We start from the raw sequence: 19,015 nt of genomic DNA, 5'->3' as shown, positions 1-19,015 counted from the left end.
GATTCAAAACGCCACCGCCCACCAACCCGCTATCAGCCGCGAGCCACTATTAACGTTCATTCGTCGAGCAATACTAGTGTTAGCCATACTTTTTATTACGATGTCAGCCATGGGTGATAAAACACATAACGCTGGTTCTACCTCCACCTCTGCTCCCCACCAGCAATTATCACGCCGATCTTCATGGTCGAGCCGGGACGTCGCATATGTAGCAGTCTTTGCCGCACTCTTCATAGCAATGGCCTTCGTCTCTATCCCGATAGGAGTGGCCGGCGTTCCTATTGTCATGCAGAACGCAATCGCGATTATGGCCGGAATGATTCTCGGACGACACCGCGGAACAGCTGCCATCGGGCTTGTACTTATTCTCGGCCTTATCGGTCTACCGGTACTTGCAGGTGGACGATCTGCACTGTCAGCTTTCGCTGGCGTTAGCGGCGGATATGTTATTGGTTACCTGATTTCGGCATGGGTATGTGGGGCGATCGCAGAAATAACTCCGCGTCGTCGGCCACTCCAGACGGTTCTCTTTGTCATTGTCAGCGTGCTCGGAATTTTCGTCCAGTACTTTTTTGGCGCCATATGGATGGTTGTCATCAAAGGCTTTAGCCTGAAGGCAGCATTGACAAGCCAACTCGCCTTTATTGGCCCCGACCTGGTGAAGATGATTGTTGTCGGACTCATCGCTTCAGGAGTCGCGGCTGCTTTCCCTCGTTTACTACCCGAACCTCGCTAATGAATTCATCCGTCACCCCACCCATTATTCAGTTCGACAATGTCACAGTGGCTTTTGATGAACGCACAATTCTCAATGACATTTCCGTTAAGCTTTCGGAACGACGAATAGCCATTATCGGAGCAAATGGATCCGGAAAATCCACCTTCGTGCGCATGATTAACGGGTTGGGAACGCCGGATAACGGAACAGTCACCGTTAATGGTCTCAATCCTCAGACCGACGGCCGCGATGTCAGAAAAAAGGTGGGGTTTGTTTTCTCCGACGCTGAAAATCAAATATTGATGCCGACGGTGTATGAAGATATCGAGTTTTCTTTACGAAACATACGTGTAGATGGCCATCGCCTTTCTCGTCGTGAAAAGAACGCTCGTGTCATGGCGATGCTCAGCCGATTTGGGCTGGATAACCGTGCGCAGGCATCGCCGTATCGGTTATCCGGTGGCGAAAAGCAAATGCTGGCACTAGCTGCGGTGCTCATCGGGCAACCACTCACCATTATTGCTGACGAACCAACAACGCTTCTTGATCTATCCAACAGGCTCAAACTTGGACGCTTGTTCGATAGCTTCCCCCAACAATTAATTGTCGTTACCCACGACTTAGATTTTGTGTCCGATTACGACCGTGCACTCTGGATCGACGGTGGACATATCCGAGCGGATGGGCCCGCGAATGAGGTGTGTAAAACATACGAGGAAGCAATGCGCGCTAGGGACCAAGCCTGACAAAGATGAAGAACAAGAGTAATTCTCGTACTCCCCGACAGTGGTTGACTATGCCTCTCGGCCACTATGTTGATAAAAATACCGTCGTCCACCGGCTTAAACCCACCACGAAGATTATGTTCATCATGGTGATGGTGGTGGTTATCACAGTCCTGTCACGGACGATAGGGAGCCACGTCACCACACTCGGCCTAGCGATTCTCGGAATTGAAGTCCTCGTGACCGTCGGTGTTTTCGCCCTCGCCCGCATACCACTCAGCGTCGCAGCATCGCAGTTATTGCCCGTGATCCCTATTCTTGCGTTTATCACCGTATTTCAGGCCTGGAGCGCGGGATGGTGGTCGGCTCTGTCACTGGCCACATCATTGTTGGTCAGCGTAGCTCTGGCATTAATTTTGACTCTGACAACGCGAATCGGCGACATGATCGAGTCGCTCGACCGAGCTCTCCGCCCCCTTGCGCGTTTTCACGTCCCTGTGAACGCAATCAGCGTGGCCATTGCCATCACTATCCGCCTAATCCCCCTTCAGATGGAAAACATCCGCGTGGTCATTGAAGCTCGCCGTGCTCGATCCTCGCGGGGACTACGTGCTTTCGCTTTGCCGGTCATTATCCACTCGATTCGACGTGCCGAAGCAATGGGAGAAGCCTTAGAAAGCCGCGGATTTGATGACTGGGATCCGACGTCGTCGGAGCCTGACTCTCAGGGGTAGGCACTGAAAAAGCACGGTAGCGACCCCCTCACTACCGCGCCTATGAACGTAGCTATGGCAGGTTAGTTCCCTTCGCGTAACTGCCGCAGCTTCTCAGCCACTGCATCCTGCGAGACATTGTCGCCGCCCTGGGAAGAGCGGGTGAATTCCCCATGAACGGAATTATCAGTATCGCTACCGTTCTGGGGCGACTGCTCCAGTAACCGCTGAGAGGAACCGGCAATGCTCCGGTTAATGTTAGACCCAGAGCGCCCACCGTTATTCATCGACGCACGAATTTCTTCCAAGCGAGAGTGCCCTGCCATCTGCACGCTGGCCTGCTGTACCTCTACCATGCGGTTTTCGACTGAATTCTCCGCCAGTTCAGCCCGTCCCAAAGCATTCGAATAACGCTTCTCGATCTTGTCCCGCACCTGATCCAGGTTCGGCGAGTCGTCGTTGGCGGTCAGCTTGTTCATCGAGGAGATCGAATCGGCAACTTTCTCCTGCATCTTGGCCTGCTCTAGCTGGCTCAAGAGCTTTGTGCGCTCCTCAGTCTTTTGCTTCAAGGCCATCGCATTACGTTCAACCGCGGCTTTTGCCTGCTGGGCTTGCTGTAAAGCCTGATCATAGAGCTGTTTGAGATCTTCTACCGACTGCTCTGTCGTCACCAATTGCGCGGCAAAAGCCTCCGCTGCGTTTTCGTATTCGACAGCCTTCGATGAATTACCTTCACTCCGGGCTTTATCCGCTAATGACAGAGCCTGGCGGGTATTGCCCTGCAGCTTTTCCACCTCTGCCAGCTGTCGGTTAAGTTTCATTTCCAGTTGACGCTGGTTGCCAATGACAGCTGCGGCCTGTTTCGACAGTTCCTGGTGTTGTTCCTTCGCAGCCTGAATGGACTGCTCAATTTGTACTTTCGGATCAGCCTTCTCTTCGATCTTGTTGTCGAAGAGAGCCATCAAGTACTTCCACCCTTTTGAAAACGGGTTCGCCATCGTGAAAACCGGGACCTTTCTACACAGAGCTGCTCAGCAACCGATGCTGACAATAACAACGTGGATGAACAACAAGGATGGCACAGAGCACGTGGGTGACTACTACACGGTGGCGTCGAGCTCGTGCCTGAAATCAACTGCTTCCGCCTCCAGGGCCATAATGCTAATGCACTCCAGAAGAACATCTGAAACGCAGACTCCAAGAGCATGGCAGACAGAGGCTAAGAGTTCAGACGACACTTCTTTACGGCCACGTTCAATCTCTGACAGGTAACCGGGGCTCACCGACGCAACATCCGATAGCTCCCTAAGTGTCATCGACGCACGAACACGGAAAGCTCGGAGCGCCTCACCCAGCGTCTCACGCAGGAGAGGTTCAGGTGTTCCCGCCGACGAACCGATAGTGCCGTCGAGAGGGGTCTCACGGTCGTGGCTGAGTACGGGGCTATTGCCCTGTGATTGATGGTGCGGAAAAAGAGCAGGATTATCTAGAACGGTGGTCTGAGTTCTCATCACTGTGTGTAACGAATCTTTGCCCACTTTTGTTCCCATCATTGCTATTTTCTATCGACGCTGTCTTCCGTCGACGCTATTTCCCATCGATATCGAATTCCGCTAACCAGTCGCAGCACGAAGATAACGCCGCGGATACAGACAAGCGTCGAATCGTCTCACGATCTCCACCGATAAGGATATCCGACGTAGCTCGTTTATCTGCATAATTGTGGCGAAAAAGCACATTACCAGCAAGCTGCGCAGTGGCTTCCTTTCCATCAGCGATGCCGATGAATACTTGTCCTACCGGCTTGCCCTCTTGAGACTCTGGCCCAGCAACACCGGTGAGGGCGACCCCAAGCGTGGCCCCGCATGTCTCGCGGATATGAGCGGCTAAGTACCGCGCGGTGGTTAGTGCCACTGCCCCGTCGGCGTCGAGGACGTCACGGGGCACCCCACCAAGGCTCGCTTTAAGCTCTTTCGCATACACGACGATGCCGCCACGTAAGACGGCCGACGCGCCGGGCACGGTCGCCAGCGTCGCGCTCAACAAACCGGCTGTTAACGATTCTGCACACGCAATAGTCACGCCCGCTGACGAAAAGCCGTGGACGACGCGTCGGGCGGCCTCAGACAGCTCGTCATCGGTAGGGCGAGCGAACTCAATAGCACTTTGAGGCGCAGAATTTGACACCAAGACCACTTCTTTCCATCCACTAGTGGATGACTATGAACATCGCGCGACTACGCCGACGTCGTCGCAGATGATGCTGCTCGTGATTGCCGCGAATCGAGCAAATATTGAATACCAGTCACCACGGTGACGATGACAGCAGCGGCCATGACGATACCGGTGAGCCAGTCGGTCCATCCGGGCAGAGGCATGAGGAACAAGCTGACGGCTAGCGACTGTAGCGCCGTCTTCAGCTTTCCGCCCTTAGATGCAGGAACCACTAACCCGCGGTGAAGCATCACCATCCGCCACAGGGTGATACCAATCTCGCGGATCACGATCAGACATGTCACCCACCACCACAGATGGCCGATGATATTTAGCCCCACCAGTGCAGAGATCATCAGAGCCTTGTCGGCAATGGGATCCGCAATCTTGCCAAAGTCGGTGATGAGGTTACGTGATCTGGCTAGTCGTCCGTCGACAAAGTCGGTGACCATGAGCGCGATAAACATGAGCAAGGCCAGCCAACGCGATGCAGCAGATTCCCCCCCGTTCCGTAGAAGGAGCCACACGAAAACGGGGATAAAGACGATGCGGATGACCGTGAGAACGTTGGCAATGTTCAGCAGCTTTGCGCTTTCTTGCGTGTGACGTGGAGCTGGCTGCGTATAGTCACTCACCTCGTGGTTGTCACTCGCAGCTTCCGAAACCGTCGGCCCATGAGCCTTGTCGTCTGACGCGTTCACACTTAAACCTTACCGCTTACTACAACGATGAAACCGTTTTATCACCAAAATTGGTTAGCAGCCACCCGTATCGTTCGACGGACCTCACATGCGATTACGGACGGAGATACCTCCGGCCTCACGATCCCGGCGATCCTTAATAACGCTCGCTACCACGGTCACGGTCAGCGTAACGACGATGACACCCAATGACAAAACTGTCGAGATTTCTGGAACGTGGACATCTTCACCGCCATTAATAAAGGGCAGATTGTTCTCCTCCAAGGCGTGGAACAGTAGTTTCACGCCAATGAAACCGAGGATGACACCGAGACCGTACGGAAGATAGACCAGACGCTCCAAGAGGCCGTCGAGCAAAAAGTACATCTGACGAAGCCCCATGAGAGCAAAGACGTTGGTTGTGAACACGATGTACGGTTCCTGGGTTAAGCCATAGATCGCGGGAATCGAGTCCAGGGCAAAGAGAAGGTCGATAGCACCGAGGGTCACCAGCGCCAGCAACATTGGCGTGACCATGCGCTTGCCATTCACTTTTGCCACCATTTTGTGGCCAACAAACTCGGACGACACCGGAACGAAGCGGCGGAGCGTCCGAACAACGAACATGTCATCAACATCGGTTTCTGGCGCGTCGCGGACTTCGTCGACCACCAATTTGATGGCCGTGTACAGCATGAAGATACCGAATAAATAGAAGATATCCGACCACGCGTTAATCGCTGCAGCGCCCAGAGCGATGAAGATACCGCGAAAGACGATCGCCAGCGCGATGCCATAGGCCAGGACTTTTTGTTGCAACTCTCGCGGAACTTTAAACGAGCTGATAATTAGGGCGAAAATGAAGAGATTATCGATGCTCAGGCTCAGCTCAGTGAAGTAACCAGAGAAAAACTCAAGCCCGTGCTTGTGTGGATCCCCCGGGGCCGGCCAGGACACCCACAAGAAGATCCCAAATATCGTGGTCAGACCGACGTACATGCCCAACCACAAGCCAGCTTCTTTCATGCTGGGTGTGTGGTCCCGCCGGACGTGCCCGACGAAATCGACCAACAAAATTCCAACGAGGACGACGATTGTGATCGCCCACGTTAACCCATCTACATGCATTAAATACCTCCGGTCGTCATTACCAAGGACCGGAGGTCTTTCCCACTAGGCTCACCACAACATCGACCATTGACAACCACGCGGACGCACCGCCTTCTGTCTTACACAGAAAGCCGTGTGCCCTCGGCTGATCATGATCGGCCTAGCCGTTGATACCGGGTGCTGCTGTGCTCGTTCACCTACTCACATACTCCACACGAACACAGGCACCGTGTTGACGACACCAACGCGACGGGGATACTCCCCTCCAGCTACTAGAGGGTACATGAACCATGTGTAAAAACCACGATCATGGGGCGCAACCAGCCAAGACAGCATTACAGGCCGGAAGAAACGAGTACCCAATCAGACGATGCCGCTCGACGGGTTGGCGCTCACTACTTTTGTCGTTGAGGCGGAAGCTCCGCCTGGTGCAGCGTCAGCTCCCTCGTTGTCACTCGGGTCTTCTTTCGGCGCCTCAGCGGGATCGGCACCTTTGATCATCCACAAAATGGTGTCCAGCTCCTCCGGTTTCACCAACACCTCACGCGCTTTCGACCCTTCTGACGGGCCAACAATTCCGCGTGACTCCATCAAATCCATTAAGCGACCAGCCCGAGCAAATCCCACGCGAAGCTTGCGCTGCAACATCGATGTCGAGCCATACTGGCTGGTCACAACGATCTCGACGGCTTGCAACAGGTCCTCGAGATCGTCGCCAATGTCCTCGTCAATCTTCTTCTTCGAGGATTCAGCCTGCTCGACCACCTTGGGATCGTATTCCGGCTCACGCTGAGCCTTCGCCGCATCGACGACGGCCTGCACCTCAGTGTCAGTGACAAACGCACCCTGGATACGCATCGGCTTGCCCGCGCCTTGGGGAATAAACAGGCCATCGCCCATGCCAATGAGCTTCTCAGCCCCACCTTGGTCAAGGATGACTCGCGAGTCTGTCAGCGACGAGGTCGCGAAGGCCAGGCGCGAGGGAACGTTCGTCTTAATCAAGCCGGTGACAACGTCGACCGACGGGCGCTGCGTCGCCAATACTAGGTGGATACCCGCGGCACGAGCTTTCTGGGTGATCCGGACAATCGAGTCCTCAATCTCTTTTGGAGCCGTCATCATCAGATCAGCGAGCTCATCGACTACACAGACGATAAAGGGGTAAGGCTTGACTTCGCGTTCAGAGCCGAGAGGAGCTGTGTACTCGCCCGTCTCCACCTTGCGGTTGAAGTCCTTGATGTGCCGGACACCGGCGGACTTCATATCCATGTAACGCTGTTCCATTTCATCAACCAACCACTGCAGCGCGCTCGCAGCTTTCTTGGGCTGAGTGATAATTGGAGTGATGAGGTGCGGTACTCCCTCATATGGCGTGAGTTCCACCATCTTCGGATCCACCAGGATCAGACGAACGTCCTCCGGCGTCGCGCGCGTCAGCAAGGAGACCAGCATGGAGTTCACGAATGCAGACTTACCTGAACCGGTAGCACCAGCCACCAGCAAGTGAGGCATCTTCGCTATCGAGTGGGCGACGAAATCGCCTTCGATGTCTTTACCCAGGCCGATCAGCATCGGGTCAGTGTTCTGCATGACCTCAGGAGCATGCAGAACATCAGAGAGCCGAACCATTTCACGATCGGCGTTCGGCACCTCAATCCCCACCGCAGACTTGCCGGGGATCGGGGTGAGCAGACGCACGTTGTCCGTCGCTGCCGCATAAGCCAGGTTGGACTGCAGGTTTGTAATCTTGGATACCTTGACGCCCGGCCCGAGCTCAACCTCATACCGCGTCACTGTCGGCCCACGCGAGTAACCGGTGACCTTCGCATTGACCTTAAACTCCGAGAAGGTCTCCGAAATCGCGGCAATCATCCGGTCATTGGCTTCGGTCCGAGTCTTCGCCGCTTTGCCCGGAATGAGCAGATCCGCACTAGGCAGCTCATAGTGATGTCCCGCCTCCGATGACGATGCGGCAGTACTGCGGTCTTGGCTCCCCGAGGCCGACTTCGACGCCGCCGAGGCACGCTGCGATTGCTTTTTCCCGGGCGCTTTACTTGCCGCATCAATACCCGACCGCGCAACAATTGCCCGACGCATGGCCTCACGACTGACACTGACCGCGTCCGTACTGCTCTCGCCGTGTCCACCGTCGCCATCGTCCACCAGCTCAGGTGCGCCTTCACCCGCAGCATTAACTTTTACTGCCGACGATTGAGACGAACCCTCATTCGCTGCGGAGGGAACATCGTCATCCTCGGTGAGAGAGGCGTCGACCCGCGTGTTGTTGACGCTATCTCGTTGCTCCGCAGCATCTCGTTGCTGTTCAGCGTCTACGGACGTCGGCATACCACCATGGAAACCGGCGATGTCAACGTCGGTCGGTTGATCGTCCAGCGTCGGCGCAGGCCTTCTCCCCGAAGTGTTGCGGGACGAGCGACCACGATCACTAGCCCGTGACCCCGATGAGAACACACGCGTCGGCGCAGCATCTTCGTCCAAGGGATAGTTGTCCATCGGCGTATTGCCATACGAGCCGTACTGTTGAGCGTCCGAGGGCAGCACATCGTCGTCAAACCCGGAGCCGTCATCGATAATCGCGTGGGAAGAGGACTTCTGCGACCCCTCCCCGACGATGAGGGGCTGTCCATCTCTGTGTACCCGAGGATCGGAAGGCACGTTGCGTGCTGGGTAATGCCTGCGCCCTGAATCGTAAGGAGTCAGGTCGCGGTCAGAGCGGGCATACCGACGATCGACTCCAGCGCCATCGTCATAGCCGGCACCCTCATTCTCGGCGTCGATGTCATAACCGGATTCGTCATACTCGTCGGCGCCACAGGAGTCGTATGAAGCGTCGTCGTATGCTCCCCTGCCCCATCGGAAGCCCATCCATTCAGACACGGCATGAACCGTATCTTTAATGGTCGTTCCAGCAAGTGTGATCGCCGACCAGACGATAATCAGGAGCAAAATCGGCACAGCAAGCCACACCGAAAACCCGGTTGCCAAGGGCGTTCCGGAGAACAAACCTATAGCACCACCGGCGTGGCTCCGACCTGCCCATGTCGACGGTTGGCCCGCGAAAAGGTGGGCGAGCCCCAGCATCGCAATCAACAGCAGTGCCAGTGCCCCTCCGGACCGATAATGATTCACTTGACGGACGGTCACGCCCACCATCAGTACCCAGGCGACGAAAAACAGAGCAACAGGAACCAGGTACGCAGCTGCGCCGACGACCATCATGAGGCCGGTGGACAGGGCGCCACCCACCGGACCGCCAATCCCGAACCACAGTGATCCAGCGGTGATGAGTCCGAGGGCCGCGACGATCAACGCGGGGGTATCGTACCCGCCGCCAATCACTACTCCGGCATCGTCGGCGTAGGCGTCACGACCCTGGTCGCGACCCTCATCTACGACACCCCGCTGTGCGGAGGACGCGCGCCGTCGGGTGCTGCCACCACGCCTATGTCCCCCCGACGACACGTTTTCTCCTTCGGAATAATCGTCAACATTCTCTTCGCTATCGGCAGTATGCCGGTCTGAGGTCTCCGACGCCCGAGACGCCCGACGGAACCGGCCCCTGCCCCGTCGTGATTCCCGGTCAAGGCTCTGGTGATGACTATCGGAGCTGCGACCGCCCGGGACATCACCAGCGTCGGCACTATCGTCTAAAAGATCGTCATCATTCGACCCTCGGACACTGCCTTGTGGTCCTCGGACGGAAGCGACTTTGCGGGTCAGACTTCCCAAACCCCGCGCTGTACTACTGAAAAAACCGGCCAGGCCAGAGCCCACGGCCGAAAATGCGCTGCCTGTGCGCTCGAATTCCTGGGTAGGAATCAGCTCCTCGCCACGGTTAGCGGGTCGGGAGCCCCCTCGTGGTTTCGATGCTGGCGCACCCCTCCGGGACCGTGCACGCGTAGAACTCGCAGGGTGAGTCTTCCGGTTACGTGTACTGGTTTTCCGAGGGGCAGTCATGCATGCCACTTTAGACTCTCAGATCACATCATTCACATTATTAACCTACGCAGGGCGTTTAGATGGCTGCTGTGTGGCCGCCCACCACGCACCTCATAATGAAAAAGTCCTGACCCCAATTTCACGGGACCAGGACTCTCACCAGGCTATGAGGTAGTGCCTACATCACAGCGATTCGCGTGTACCCGTCACGTCGGACACTAACGGCTCGTCGGATGTCATGGGAACCACCGTCGGGACAACAAATGGCTTCCGACGCCACTTCTCACCCACGAACTTGGTGATCCGACGCTTGATCTGCTGAGCCATTCGGTAAGGGTCGTTTTCGCCCTCACCCGACAAATCAAGCAGAGTGTTATCGACGAGATCCTCGACCTCATGCATCATCTCGCGCGACTCGTCCGAGAAACCGGATGCCACAACGTGAGGCTTCTCCAACGCCATGCCCGTCCGGTTATCGATCACGACGGTGACGGAGATGACGCCGCCCTCGCCCATCTGGGCGCGGTCTTCCAGAACCTCAGCGTTCACGTCGCCCATGGTGACACCATCGACGTAGAGGTTTCCGACAGGGATCTGTCCAACAACATCGGCGTGCTTATCCACGAGATCAACAACCACGCCATTTTGTGCCAGCACGGTGTGATCCTCACGAACACCCGTCGAGATAGCCAGTTGCTTGTTGGCCCTCAGGTGACGCCATTCACCGTGCACAGGCATGAAGTTCTTCGGGCGCGCTGCGTTGTACAAGAACAAGAGCTCACCGGCGAACCCGTGGCCCGAGGTGTGGACCTTAGCGTCTTTACTGGTCACCACGTGGGCGCCGATCTGCGAGAGCATGTTGATCACGCCGAAGACGGCCTCTTCATTGCCTGGCACCAGTGACGACGACAGAACAATGAGGTCACCATCGCGGACAGTGATCTGGCGGTGTTCACGCCGTGCCATACGGGACAGTGCTGCCATAGGCTCACCCTGCGTACCCGTCGTCACGAGAAGAACCTTGTGCGGAGCCATCTTCGCGGCGTCGTCCATAGAAACAATGGTGTTTCGTGGAACGTCCAAATAGCCCATCTCTTCCGCAATTTGCATATTGCGGATCATCGACCGGCCATTGAACGCAACTTTGCGACCCGCCGCAACGGCAGCATCCACTGCAGCTTGGACGCGGTACACGTTCGACGCGAACGACGCAATAATGACGCGCTGCTTCGCTTCGGCAACGAGACGTTTCAACGTCGGGGCCACATCCGCCTCCGACCCGGAGAAACCAGGCGTCGCGGAGTTCGTCGAATCGGCCAGCATGATGTCAACACCCTCATCACCGAACCGGGACAATGCCGGCAAATCGGTGGGGCGACCACCCGTCGGAGTCTGGTCGAGCTTGATATCACCCGTGTGAATCAGAAGCCCAGCTCCTGTCTTCAGCGCAATACCAAGGCAATCCGGAATGGAGTGGTTCACATTCCAGAAACGCAGGTCAAACGGGCCATACTTCTCGTGAGACGTCTCATTAACTTCGATCAGCTTCGGGTGCTGATGGTGCTCACGACACTTCGCCGCAATCAAAGCACACGTAAAGCGCGAGGCCACGATGGGAATATCAGACCGCAGTTTCAGCAACCACGGGATCGCACCAATGTGGTCCTCGTGGCCGTGCGTAACAACCAGCGCCTCGACACGATCCATCTTGTCTTCCAGATAGGAAAAATCAGGAAGAATCAGATCGACGCCGGGTTCGTCGGAACTTGGGAAAAGAACGCCACAGTCAATGATGAGAAGCCGGTTGTGGTACTCGAAAACAGTCATGTTGCGGCCGATTTCGGAAATACCACCCAAAGCGACGATGCGCAGACCGTCTTTTGGTGCCTTGGGGGGCTCAGGCAGGCGCTGAGTGAGGTCAGCTCCCTGCATGGATTTCACGACAGAGCGGTTCTTATTGTGTCCCCTGTTGCGGTCACGGCCTCGTTTATTGGGGCGATTGTTTTTCCCGTTCTTATTCGAGTTCCGGGAACCGCCACGCTCTGAACGACCGTTGTCGTTTTTGCTGTTACTGCCACGGTTGTTGCGGCCTTTATTACCATTGCCGCCACCGTGCTTGTTATTGCCACCACGGTTCGATCGGCCCGATGAACCATTGCGGTTTCCATCACGTCCATTGCCTTTGTTGCCGTCGGCGTGGCCTTGATTGTCATCGGAGGATGGTGAGGACTGACTACGTGTAGTGGCTTTCGGCTCTGTGAACTCTGGACGCTGATCTGCGTCAACATCAGGCGACCCGGCCTTACGCGTCGATCGCCGACCGCGAGTGCGGTTATCTGGCACTACAGAACACCAGCCTTTCGCATATCATCAGCAAGCTCATCGAGCTGTGACGGACTGGGAGAAATTTGAGGCAAACGAGGTTCTCCTACATTAATGCCCTGCAAGAGCAGAGCTGCTTTGGCAAAACTAACCCCGCCGAGTCGTGCTTGCGCATGATAGAGCGGGGACAACGATGCTGATAAACGCTGAGCTTCAGGGAGATCTCCGGAATCATACGCGTCGTACATTCTTCTCAGCACGGGAGCAGCAATGTGTCCGACGACAGAGATAAGGCCCGTTGCACCAACCGACAACCACGGAAGGTTGATGGGATCGTCTCCGGAATACCAGGCCAATTCAGTGGACTGAATAAGCTCCAAGGCCTCTGCGAGATTCCCTTTCGCATCCTTAACAGCTGCAATACGCGGGTGCTCAGACAAGCGCGCCAGCGTCTCCTTCGCAACCGGAATAACACTACGCGATGGGATGTCATAAATCATGACGGGTACGTTCACAGCGTCGGCAACAGCCGTAAAATGCTGAAAAATGCCCTCTTGACTTGGCTTCGAATAGTACGGAGTCACAACGAGGAGTCCATCCGCGCCAGCCTCTGCCGAAGCACGGGATAACTCGATACTCGTCGCCGTATTGTTTGTTCCCGACCCCGCGATAATACGGGCGGAATCTCCCACCTCTTGTTTAACAGCCTTGAGCAACCGCAACTTCTCTTCGACGGTCGTCGTCGGGGACTCTCCTGTAGTCCCAGCGAGAACCAGGGAATCACACCCTTGATCAACGAGGTGCTTAGCCAACGACACTCCTGCGGATATATCGACGTGACCGTCGCTATCGTAGGGCGTCACCATTGCTACGGCAATAGTTCCGAAAGTTTCGGCGCCGGCCCGTGTTGCAATACCAGTGCTCATATCGGTCAAGGGTACCCGTGGGGCACGGGCACAAACAACTAGCTTTCACTAACAAACGGGCTTGTCGCGACCTCAGTTCCGTCGCTGAGCTCGGTCACAGAAAAATCACCGAACGCATGAGGTGCCACCGACTGAAGCTCTTTCAAGATCGCAATAGCTAAGTGCCGGATCTCTTGATCCGCATTTTCTGTCGCTCTCATCCCAATAAAGTGACGCCACGTCCGGAAATTCCCCGTGGCAACCAAGCGAGTTTCGGTTGCCGACGGCAAAATCGCCCGTGCTGCTTGCCGTGCTTGCTTCTGACGCAAGAGGGCATTCACACGTCCCGACGCCCCGCCCGGAGTCTTTTTCTCGAGGCTGCTCAGTAGCTCCGAAAAGGTATCTCTGGCTACATCACACGCTTCGAGGAACAAATCCGTTAACTGTTTGTCTTTCGCAATTTCTGCGGGAACAACGACATCAATGTCATCGTCCGGCGTGAACCGCTGCGAGAGTTGAGAAAACGACAAGTGACGGTGCCGCATAAATTCATGGGCACATCCCCGGGAAAGCCCCCGGATATAAAACGTCGCCGTCGGATGTTCAAGGAGAGCGGTATGCCCTACCTCCATGATGTGCCGAATATAGGCTTCATTCGAGGCCGTGTGGGGGTTCGGGCGATCCCATGTTTCATAGCAGGCGCGACCAGCAAACTCGACTAATGAATCCGCATCGGAAGAGTCTTTAATAAAGCCCAAATCCATCCCCGACGGGAGAGTAAAAGACGTATGGGCAATAAGAGACACTTCACATGGCTTAGGTGTTGCCATTTACAGCCCCAAGAAAGAATCCAAACCGATGGTTAAGCCTGGGTGTTCAGGCACTTTACGCACGCCCAGGAAAACACCAGGAACAAATGAGGTGCGGTCATAGGAATCTTGACGGATCGTCAAACTCTGCCCCTGGGAGCCGAAAATAACCGCTTCGTGTGCAACAGCACCTTTCATCCTGATGGCGTGGACAGGAATTCCGTCTACCGACGCTCCACGGGCTCCGTCAAGTGCTTGCTCGGTAGCGTCCGGCTGATCGCCGCAACCAGCCTTGTCCCTCGACTGAGCAATTGTTTGTGCTGTGTGAATGGCAGTACCCGACGGCGCATCCTTCTTGCCTGGGTGGTGCATCTCGACCACTTCAGCAGAATCGAAATACGGCGCAGCTATTTCCGCTAATTTCTCCGTCAATACTGCGGAGATAGCGAAGTTCGGGGCAACTAAGACACCTATCTTAGGCGAATCCTTGAGCCATTCGCGGACCTGGTCATAACGATCATCAGTCCACCCGGTCGTTCCGACGACTGCGTGAATTCCATGGTCAATGAGGAATTTAACGTTATCCATCACAGCTGAGGGTGACGTGAAATCGATGGCGATTTCCGCACCTGAATCAACCAACGTGTCCAAAGAATCATCGCGGTCAACCGCAGCAACGAGTTCAAGGTCTGACTCCCCCTTCAATGCCGCAACGAGTGTCTGTCCTACATTCCCCGAAGCACCGATGACACCGACTTTGAGTGGTGAAGTCATTATTTCTCCCATCATTAGTGGATATATCTGTCATGTGGGTGGCCGCGGCCACCGCAACGGCGTTAGTCTACCCCTTCTCTCCCGATATCGAACTACCCCCGGACGGTAGCCCCACAGCCCGAGTGGCCACGATCAACGTCACGAATCGTAGTCATGTTCTTCCAGCTCAGCTTGATAGAGACCGCGACGTAATACAACCGAAACATTTTGTAACCTCTTTGTTTCGACATTTAGCGACGCCTCGTCATCAATCAGTTTTACATTTCAATGCGTAAAGCTTGTCTTCGTGACGATGAGGCCCCTGACTATGACGAAATATTTGGTGAAGAAGCTAGGCGGATGGCTCGCCATCATCTTCATTGCCACTAACATCACATTCTTCCTTGCAACCGCATTCCTAGATCCCAAGTCAAACTATGTCGGCAGACGACCTCCGCTGCCAGAGGATCAAATTCAACGCACTTCAGCCGCTGAATCTCTCTGATAACACCCCACTCTTCGAGCGGTGGTGGACATGGTTATCAAATATCTTGTTTCACTGGGACTGGGGAGAGTCTCCCCTCGGCGAGTCTGTTAACCAGCAGATTTCATTTCGTATTTGGGTCTCGGCAGAACTTCTTCTGTTAGCAACAGTGTTATCCGTCATCATTGGCGTCGCTATCGGCGTATATACCGCCAGTAATCAATACAAAATGGGCGATCGTATTTGGCAAGGAATTTCGATTGTCACCATGAACCTCCACATCGTTGTCGCATCGATCATTACGGTGGCATTTGGTTTATGGGTCAACCGAATCACTGGTTCCCGAATTTTTTATGTCACCGGCGCATCGAAATATGGCGTCCACGGATTCTTTCCGACGCTCCTCGACTTTCTTCAACACGTCGCGCTACCGACGTTCTCACTCCTGTTGGTGAGTTACGCGGGCTACCACATGATGCAGCGCTCACTGCTCCTCGATAATCTCAACGCCGACTATGTCCGCACGGCCCGGGCCAAAGGTCTGCCCCGGCGTAAAGCTATCCGGAAACACGCCTTGCGGACGTCGATTATTCCGGTGGCTACCTCAGTGGCGTTCTCCATTCCCGGAATTTTCACCGGCGCCATTATGACCGAGAAGATTTTCGCCTGGCAGGGAATGGGCGATTATTTCATTACGGCGTTATCGCACAATGACATATACGGAACCGTAGCCGCTGCCGCCTTCGGTGCTTTCACGACCGCGGTGGCAGCAATTCTCGCAGATATAACTGTCGTGATCTTAGATCCCCGGGTAAGGGTGAGTTAAATGGCTCAGCATAAAACTGCCTTATACGCGCGTCGTTTCGCGCGAAACAAACTGGCCCTTATCGGCGTCATTGGTTTTCTTATTCTGGTTTTCGCTTCGATTTTTGGACCATATTTTTCGAAGTGGAGTTATGAGGAACCGGATTTTCTCCACCTCGCCTCTGCCCCGAGCGCTGAACACTGGTTTGGAACCTCAGACTCCGGAAATGACCTCTTCGCCCAGACAATCCACGGTCTAGGACGGTCACTCATCATCGCTGTGACAGTCTCCCTCGGTGTGTCTATTCTCTCCGCGCTCATCGGATGTATCGCGGCACTCTTGGGCGGCATCGCGGAAAAGATCATTTTGACCTTCATTCACTTTATGTTGGCCATTCCCTCCTTCTTGATCATTGCTTTACTAGTGTCTGGTTCGGGTGGCGACTGGAAGCTATTGATATTAGTTCTGATCATTTTCGGATGGATTTATCCGGCGCGCGTCATTTGATCGATGGCGTTATCGGTCAAACAGAATGACTATGTCAAAGCAGCCCAATATATGGGTGTCAACACTCCCCGCATTGTGATTAGGCACCTGATTCCCAATATTGGTTCGCTCTTAATTATTCAATTTGCACTCGGAGTTCCCGCGACGGTGATGACAGAAACCGGCCTGTCATTCCTCGGGCTAGGAGTGAAGCTCCCCGACGTATCCCTGGGCACTCTCTTAACAGTCGGTACCGGAGCCGTCGACGCATCACCCTGGCAGTTCTACTTCCCGGCCCTGATCCTTACACTCCTGACAATTTCCATGGCGTTTATCGCTGACGGCCTGCGCGATGCTCTGGATCCCTATTCTGCTGCTGGAGGACATGTCTCATGACATCTGAAGCGTTGTCATCTACTCAGACGAGGTCGACTGAAAAAGCTGAAAAGCCTTTTCTCTCCGTCCGTGAACTCACCATTCGTTTCCCCTCCGAGGCGGGAACTGTTCACGCCGCCCGCGGTGTTGATTTCGACCTCTATCCCGGACGCACGCTCGGGATCGTCGGCGAATCCGGATCAGGTAAATCCGTCACTTCTCTGGCGGTCATGGGTCTTTTGCCCGATTCGGCGGCGATTTCCGGGTCAATCAAACTTGATGGCCGCGAGCTCATCGGCATGAACGATAAGGACATGAGCGCCATCCGCGGAAAAGACATCGGCATGATCTTCCAGGATCCGCTGTCGTCCCTCACCCCTGTGTTCAACGTCGGTGAACAAATCGTTGAGGCCATTCAATGCCATTCCTCCATGGCAAAGTCCGACGCCTGGAAACGCGCTATTGAGCTACTCGATATGGTCGGCATTCCGGAGCCACACGAGCGTGTGAAAGCCTTTCCACATGAGTTTTCCGGTGGTATGCGGCAGCGTGTCGTCATCGCCATTGCAATCGCTAACAATCCGCGCATACTTATTGCCGACGAACCCACCACCGCTTTGGACGTCACCGTCCAGGCGCAGATTCTGGACCTGATCAAGGTGGCGCAGAGGGAAACAGGCGCGGCGACGATCATGATCACACACGATATGGGCGTTGTCGCAGAAACGGCCGACGACGTGCTCGTCATGTATGCCGGCCGGCCCGTGGAACGCGCCGATGTGTCGTCGATTTTTCACAACCCAAAGATGCCGTACACGATTGGGCTGCTGGAATCGACTCCCCGCGTAAACAAGCAGGCGGGAGGAGCGCTGCCCACTATTCCTGGGCACCCGCCTATGCTGATCGATCTCCCGCAGGGATGCCCTTTCGCGGCGCGCTGCCCCGTCGTTATCGACAAGTGTCGGGAGAAAGAACCTCTCGCGATTCCCCTCGACGATAAGCCCGACCACAACACAGCGTGCTTCCGCTCCCACGAGGTTGTTGATCAAATGATCGACAATACGAGGATGTATCCGCCACCTGTCCCCGCCGATGACATTTTCGCCGGAACGCCACGGAGCGAACGGTCGACAGTGTTGTCTGTGACGAACCTCCGCAAGGAGTTTCCGTTACTCAAAGGTGCCCTCGTTAAGCGCCGAGTGGGTACCGTTCACGCTGTTCGTGGCGTCGATATCGACATTAAACAAGGCGAATGCTTTGCGATCGTCGGTGAATCGGGATCCGGTAAAACAACCACACTCCTAGAGATCATGGATCTAAATCCGCGGGAAGGAACTGCGATCGAACTGTGTGGAGAATCCGCGGCTCGTTTCACTCGGAAGTCACGTCTGAAGGCTCGCCAAAATATTCAGATTGTCTTCCAGGATCCTATGGGCTCTCTCAACCCGCGCATGACGGTGCGCGAGATCATTACCGAGCCATTAAAGAGTCTTGGTTTCGACGGGGACGTTAACGAACGCGTGACCGAGTTAATGAAGCTTGTTGGCCTCAATGCAGCACATATCGACCGCTTCTCCAGTGCGTTCTCTGGTGGTCAGCGGCAGCGCATTGGTCTTGCCCGTGCTCTGGCAACAAATCCTGCGCTCATCGTGCTGGACGAACCGGTATCGGCCCTCGACGTTTCGATTCAAGCCGGGATGATCAACCTTCTCGACGACCTCAAGCGTCGGTTAGGACTGTCCTATCTGTTCGTTGCCCACGATCTGTCCGTCGTTCGACACATCAGCGATCGTGTTGCGGTGATGTACCAAGGAGAGTTCGTCGAACAGGGAAATACCGACGACATTTTCGACAACCCCCAGCACCCATATACGAAAAAGCTGTTGGCCGCTATCCCGATTCCGGATCCTCACGCAGCGCACGACCGATCCGTCCACACTGTGGATGCCAAGTAGT

General features: G+C 55.2%; 14 protein-coding genes and 2 pseudogenes. 6 read left to right on the top strand and 10 right to left on the bottom strand.

The features are described 5' to 3' along the window. Positions 1 to 100: 100 nt before the first annotated feature. The 3 genes from ACWORE_RS02590 to ACWORE_RS02580 are packed head-to-tail and all read left to right on the top strand — an operon-like array spanning position 101 to position 2,177. Positions 101 to 736 (top strand): biotin transporter BioY, encoded by a 636-nt coding sequence (locus ACWORE_RS02590; protein ID WP_406604666.1) that lies wholly within the window; start codon positions 101 to 103, stop codon positions 734 to 736. Beyond that, positions 736 to 1,464, top strand: coding sequence for an energy-coupling factor ABC transporter ATP-binding protein (locus tag ACWORE_RS02585; RefSeq protein WP_455302392.1), 729 nt, complete (start codon positions 736 to 738; stop codon positions 1,462 to 1,464). Before ACWORE_RS02590 ends, ACWORE_RS02585 begins: the two co-directional genes overlap by 1 nt. Positions 1,465 to 1,469: 5 nt before the next feature. Then, complete coding sequence (locus tag ACWORE_RS02580; RefSeq protein WP_455302390.1) at positions 1,470 to 2,177, top strand: energy-coupling factor transporter transmembrane component T family protein; 708 nt, start codon at positions 1,470 to 1,472, stop codon at positions 2,175 to 2,177. A gap of 62 nt (positions 2,178 to 2,239) precedes the next feature. Here ACWORE_RS02580 and ACWORE_RS02575 read toward each other — a convergent pair whose 3' ends face one another. From ACWORE_RS02575 to dapB, 10 genes are all read right to left on the bottom strand, one after another. Then, positions 2,240 to 3,154 (bottom strand): PspA/IM30 family protein, encoded by a 915-nt coding sequence (locus ACWORE_RS02575; protein ID WP_455302388.1) that lies wholly within the window; start codon positions 3,152 to 3,154, stop codon positions 2,240 to 2,242. A 102-nt stretch (positions 3,155 to 3,256) separates the two neighbouring features. Then, on the bottom strand, positions 3,257 to 3,706 hold the full coding sequence (locus ACWORE_RS02570; RefSeq protein ID WP_455302609.1) for a helix-turn-helix domain-containing protein: 450 nt from the start codon (positions 3,704 to 3,706) through the stop codon (positions 3,257 to 3,259). A 37-nt stretch (positions 3,707 to 3,743) separates the two neighbouring features. Beyond that, the gene (locus ACWORE_RS02565) at positions 3,744 to 4,343 is read right to left on the bottom strand and encodes a CinA family protein (protein WP_455302607.1); all 600 of its coding nucleotides are present in this window, start codon (positions 4,341 to 4,343) and stop codon (positions 3,744 to 3,746) included. 50 nt (positions 4,344 to 4,393) lie between these two features. Continuing rightward, positions 4,394 to 5,071 carry a CDP-diacylglycerol--glycerol-3-phosphate 3-phosphatidyltransferase gene (gene pgsA / locus ACWORE_RS02560; protein ID WP_406604671.1) on the bottom strand — a complete coding sequence of 226 codons (678 nt, stop codon included), beginning with the start codon at positions 5,069 to 5,071 and terminating at the stop codon, positions 4,394 to 4,396. Between the two features lie 84 nt (positions 5,072 to 5,155). Continuing rightward, positions 5,156 to 6,178, bottom strand: a complete 1,023-nt coding sequence (locus ACWORE_RS02555; protein ID WP_296135831.1) for a TerC/Alx family metal homeostasis membrane protein — start codon at positions 6,176 to 6,178, stop codon at positions 5,156 to 5,158. 345 nt (positions 6,179 to 6,523) lie between these two features. Then, positions 6,524 to 9,643, bottom strand: a complete 3,120-nt coding sequence (locus tag ACWORE_RS02550) for a DNA translocase FtsK 4TM domain-containing protein (RefSeq protein ID WP_455302605.1) — start codon at positions 9,641 to 9,643, stop codon at positions 6,524 to 6,526. A 660-nt stretch (positions 9,644 to 10,303) separates the two neighbouring features. Then, entirely contained in the window at positions 10,304 to 12,463 is a 2,160-nt protein-coding gene (locus tag ACWORE_RS02545; RefSeq protein WP_455302386.1) for an RNase J family beta-CASP ribonuclease, read from the bottom strand. After that, positions 12,463 to 13,368 carry a 4-hydroxy-tetrahydrodipicolinate synthase gene (dapA, locus tag ACWORE_RS02540; protein ID WP_296135835.1) on the bottom strand — a complete coding sequence of 302 codons (906 nt, stop codon included), beginning with the start codon at positions 13,366 to 13,368 and terminating at the stop codon, positions 12,463 to 12,465. Before dapA ends, ACWORE_RS02545 begins: the two co-directional genes overlap by 1 nt. A 38-nt stretch (positions 13,369 to 13,406) precedes the next feature. Beyond that, complete coding sequence (gene thyX / locus ACWORE_RS02535) at positions 13,407 to 14,177, bottom strand: FAD-dependent thymidylate synthase (protein ID WP_296135836.1); 771 nt, start codon at positions 14,175 to 14,177, stop codon at positions 13,407 to 13,409. Continuing rightward, positions 14,178 to 14,930, bottom strand: a complete 753-nt coding sequence (gene dapB / locus ACWORE_RS02530; protein ID WP_296135837.1) for a 4-hydroxy-tetrahydrodipicolinate reductase — start codon at positions 14,928 to 14,930, stop codon at positions 14,178 to 14,180. Positions 14,931 to 15,237: 307 nt separating this feature from the next. Here dapB and ACWORE_RS02525 point away from each other — a divergent pair. The 3 genes and pseudogenes from ACWORE_RS02525 to ACWORE_RS02515 all read left to right on the top strand — a co-directional run bounded on the left by ACWORE_RS02525 (position 15,238) and on the right by ACWORE_RS02515 (position 19,014). After that, positions 15,238 to 16,219 (top strand): annotated as a pseudogene (locus ACWORE_RS02525) (ABC transporter permease). Further along, positions 16,220 to 17,080: pseudogene (locus ACWORE_RS02520) on the top strand (ABC transporter permease). Next, positions 17,077 to 19,014, top strand: a complete 1,938-nt coding sequence (locus ACWORE_RS02515; RefSeq protein WP_455302383.1) for an ABC transporter ATP-binding protein — start codon at positions 17,077 to 17,079, stop codon at positions 19,012 to 19,014. The pseudogene ACWORE_RS02520 and the gene ACWORE_RS02515 overlap by 4 nt, the downstream one beginning before the upstream one ends. Position 19,015 lies beyond the last annotated feature (1 nt).

The organism is Corynebacterium sp. c7Ub_26, assembly GCF_053760365.1.
This window is presented reverse-complemented; position numbering and strand designations above follow the sequence as displayed.

Excerpts from the sequence above, each read along its gene's own strand:
- ACWORE_RS02590 (WP_406604666.1), top strand. The coding sequence starts at position 101 with ATGTCAGCCATGGGTGATAAAACACATAACGCTGGTTCTACCTCCACC.
- ACWORE_RS02585 (WP_455302392.1), top strand. The coding sequence starts at position 736 with ATGAATTCATCCGTCACCCCACCCATTATTCAGTTCGACAATGTCACA.
- ACWORE_RS02580 (WP_455302390.1), top strand. The coding sequence starts at position 1,470 with ATGAAGAACAAGAGTAATTCTCGTACTCCCCGACAGTGGTTGACTATG.
- ACWORE_RS02575 (WP_455302388.1), bottom strand. The coding sequence starts at position 3,154 with ATGGCGAACCCGTTTTCAAAAGGGTGGAAGTACTTGATGGCTCTCTTC.
- ACWORE_RS02570 (WP_455302609.1), bottom strand. The coding sequence starts at position 3,706 with ATGGGAACAAAAGTGGGCAAAGATTCGTTACACACAGTGATGAGAACT.
- ACWORE_RS02555 (WP_296135831.1), bottom strand. The coding sequence starts at position 6,178 with ATGCATGTAGATGGGTTAACGTGGGCGATCACAATCGTCGTCCTCGTT.
- dapA (WP_296135835.1), bottom strand. The coding sequence starts at position 13,368 with ATGAGCACTGGTATTGCAACACGGGCCGGCGCCGAAACTTTCGGAACT.
- thyX (WP_296135836.1), bottom strand. The coding sequence starts at position 14,177 with ATGGCAACACCTAAGCCATGTGAAGTGTCTCTTATTGCCCATACGTCT.
- dapB (WP_296135837.1), bottom strand. The coding sequence starts at position 14,930 with ATGACTTCACCACTCAAAGTCGGTGTCATCGGTGCTTCGGGGAATGTA.
- ACWORE_RS02515 (WP_455302383.1), top strand. The coding sequence starts at position 17,077 with ATGACATCTGAAGCGTTGTCATCTACTCAGACGAGGTCGACTGAAAAA.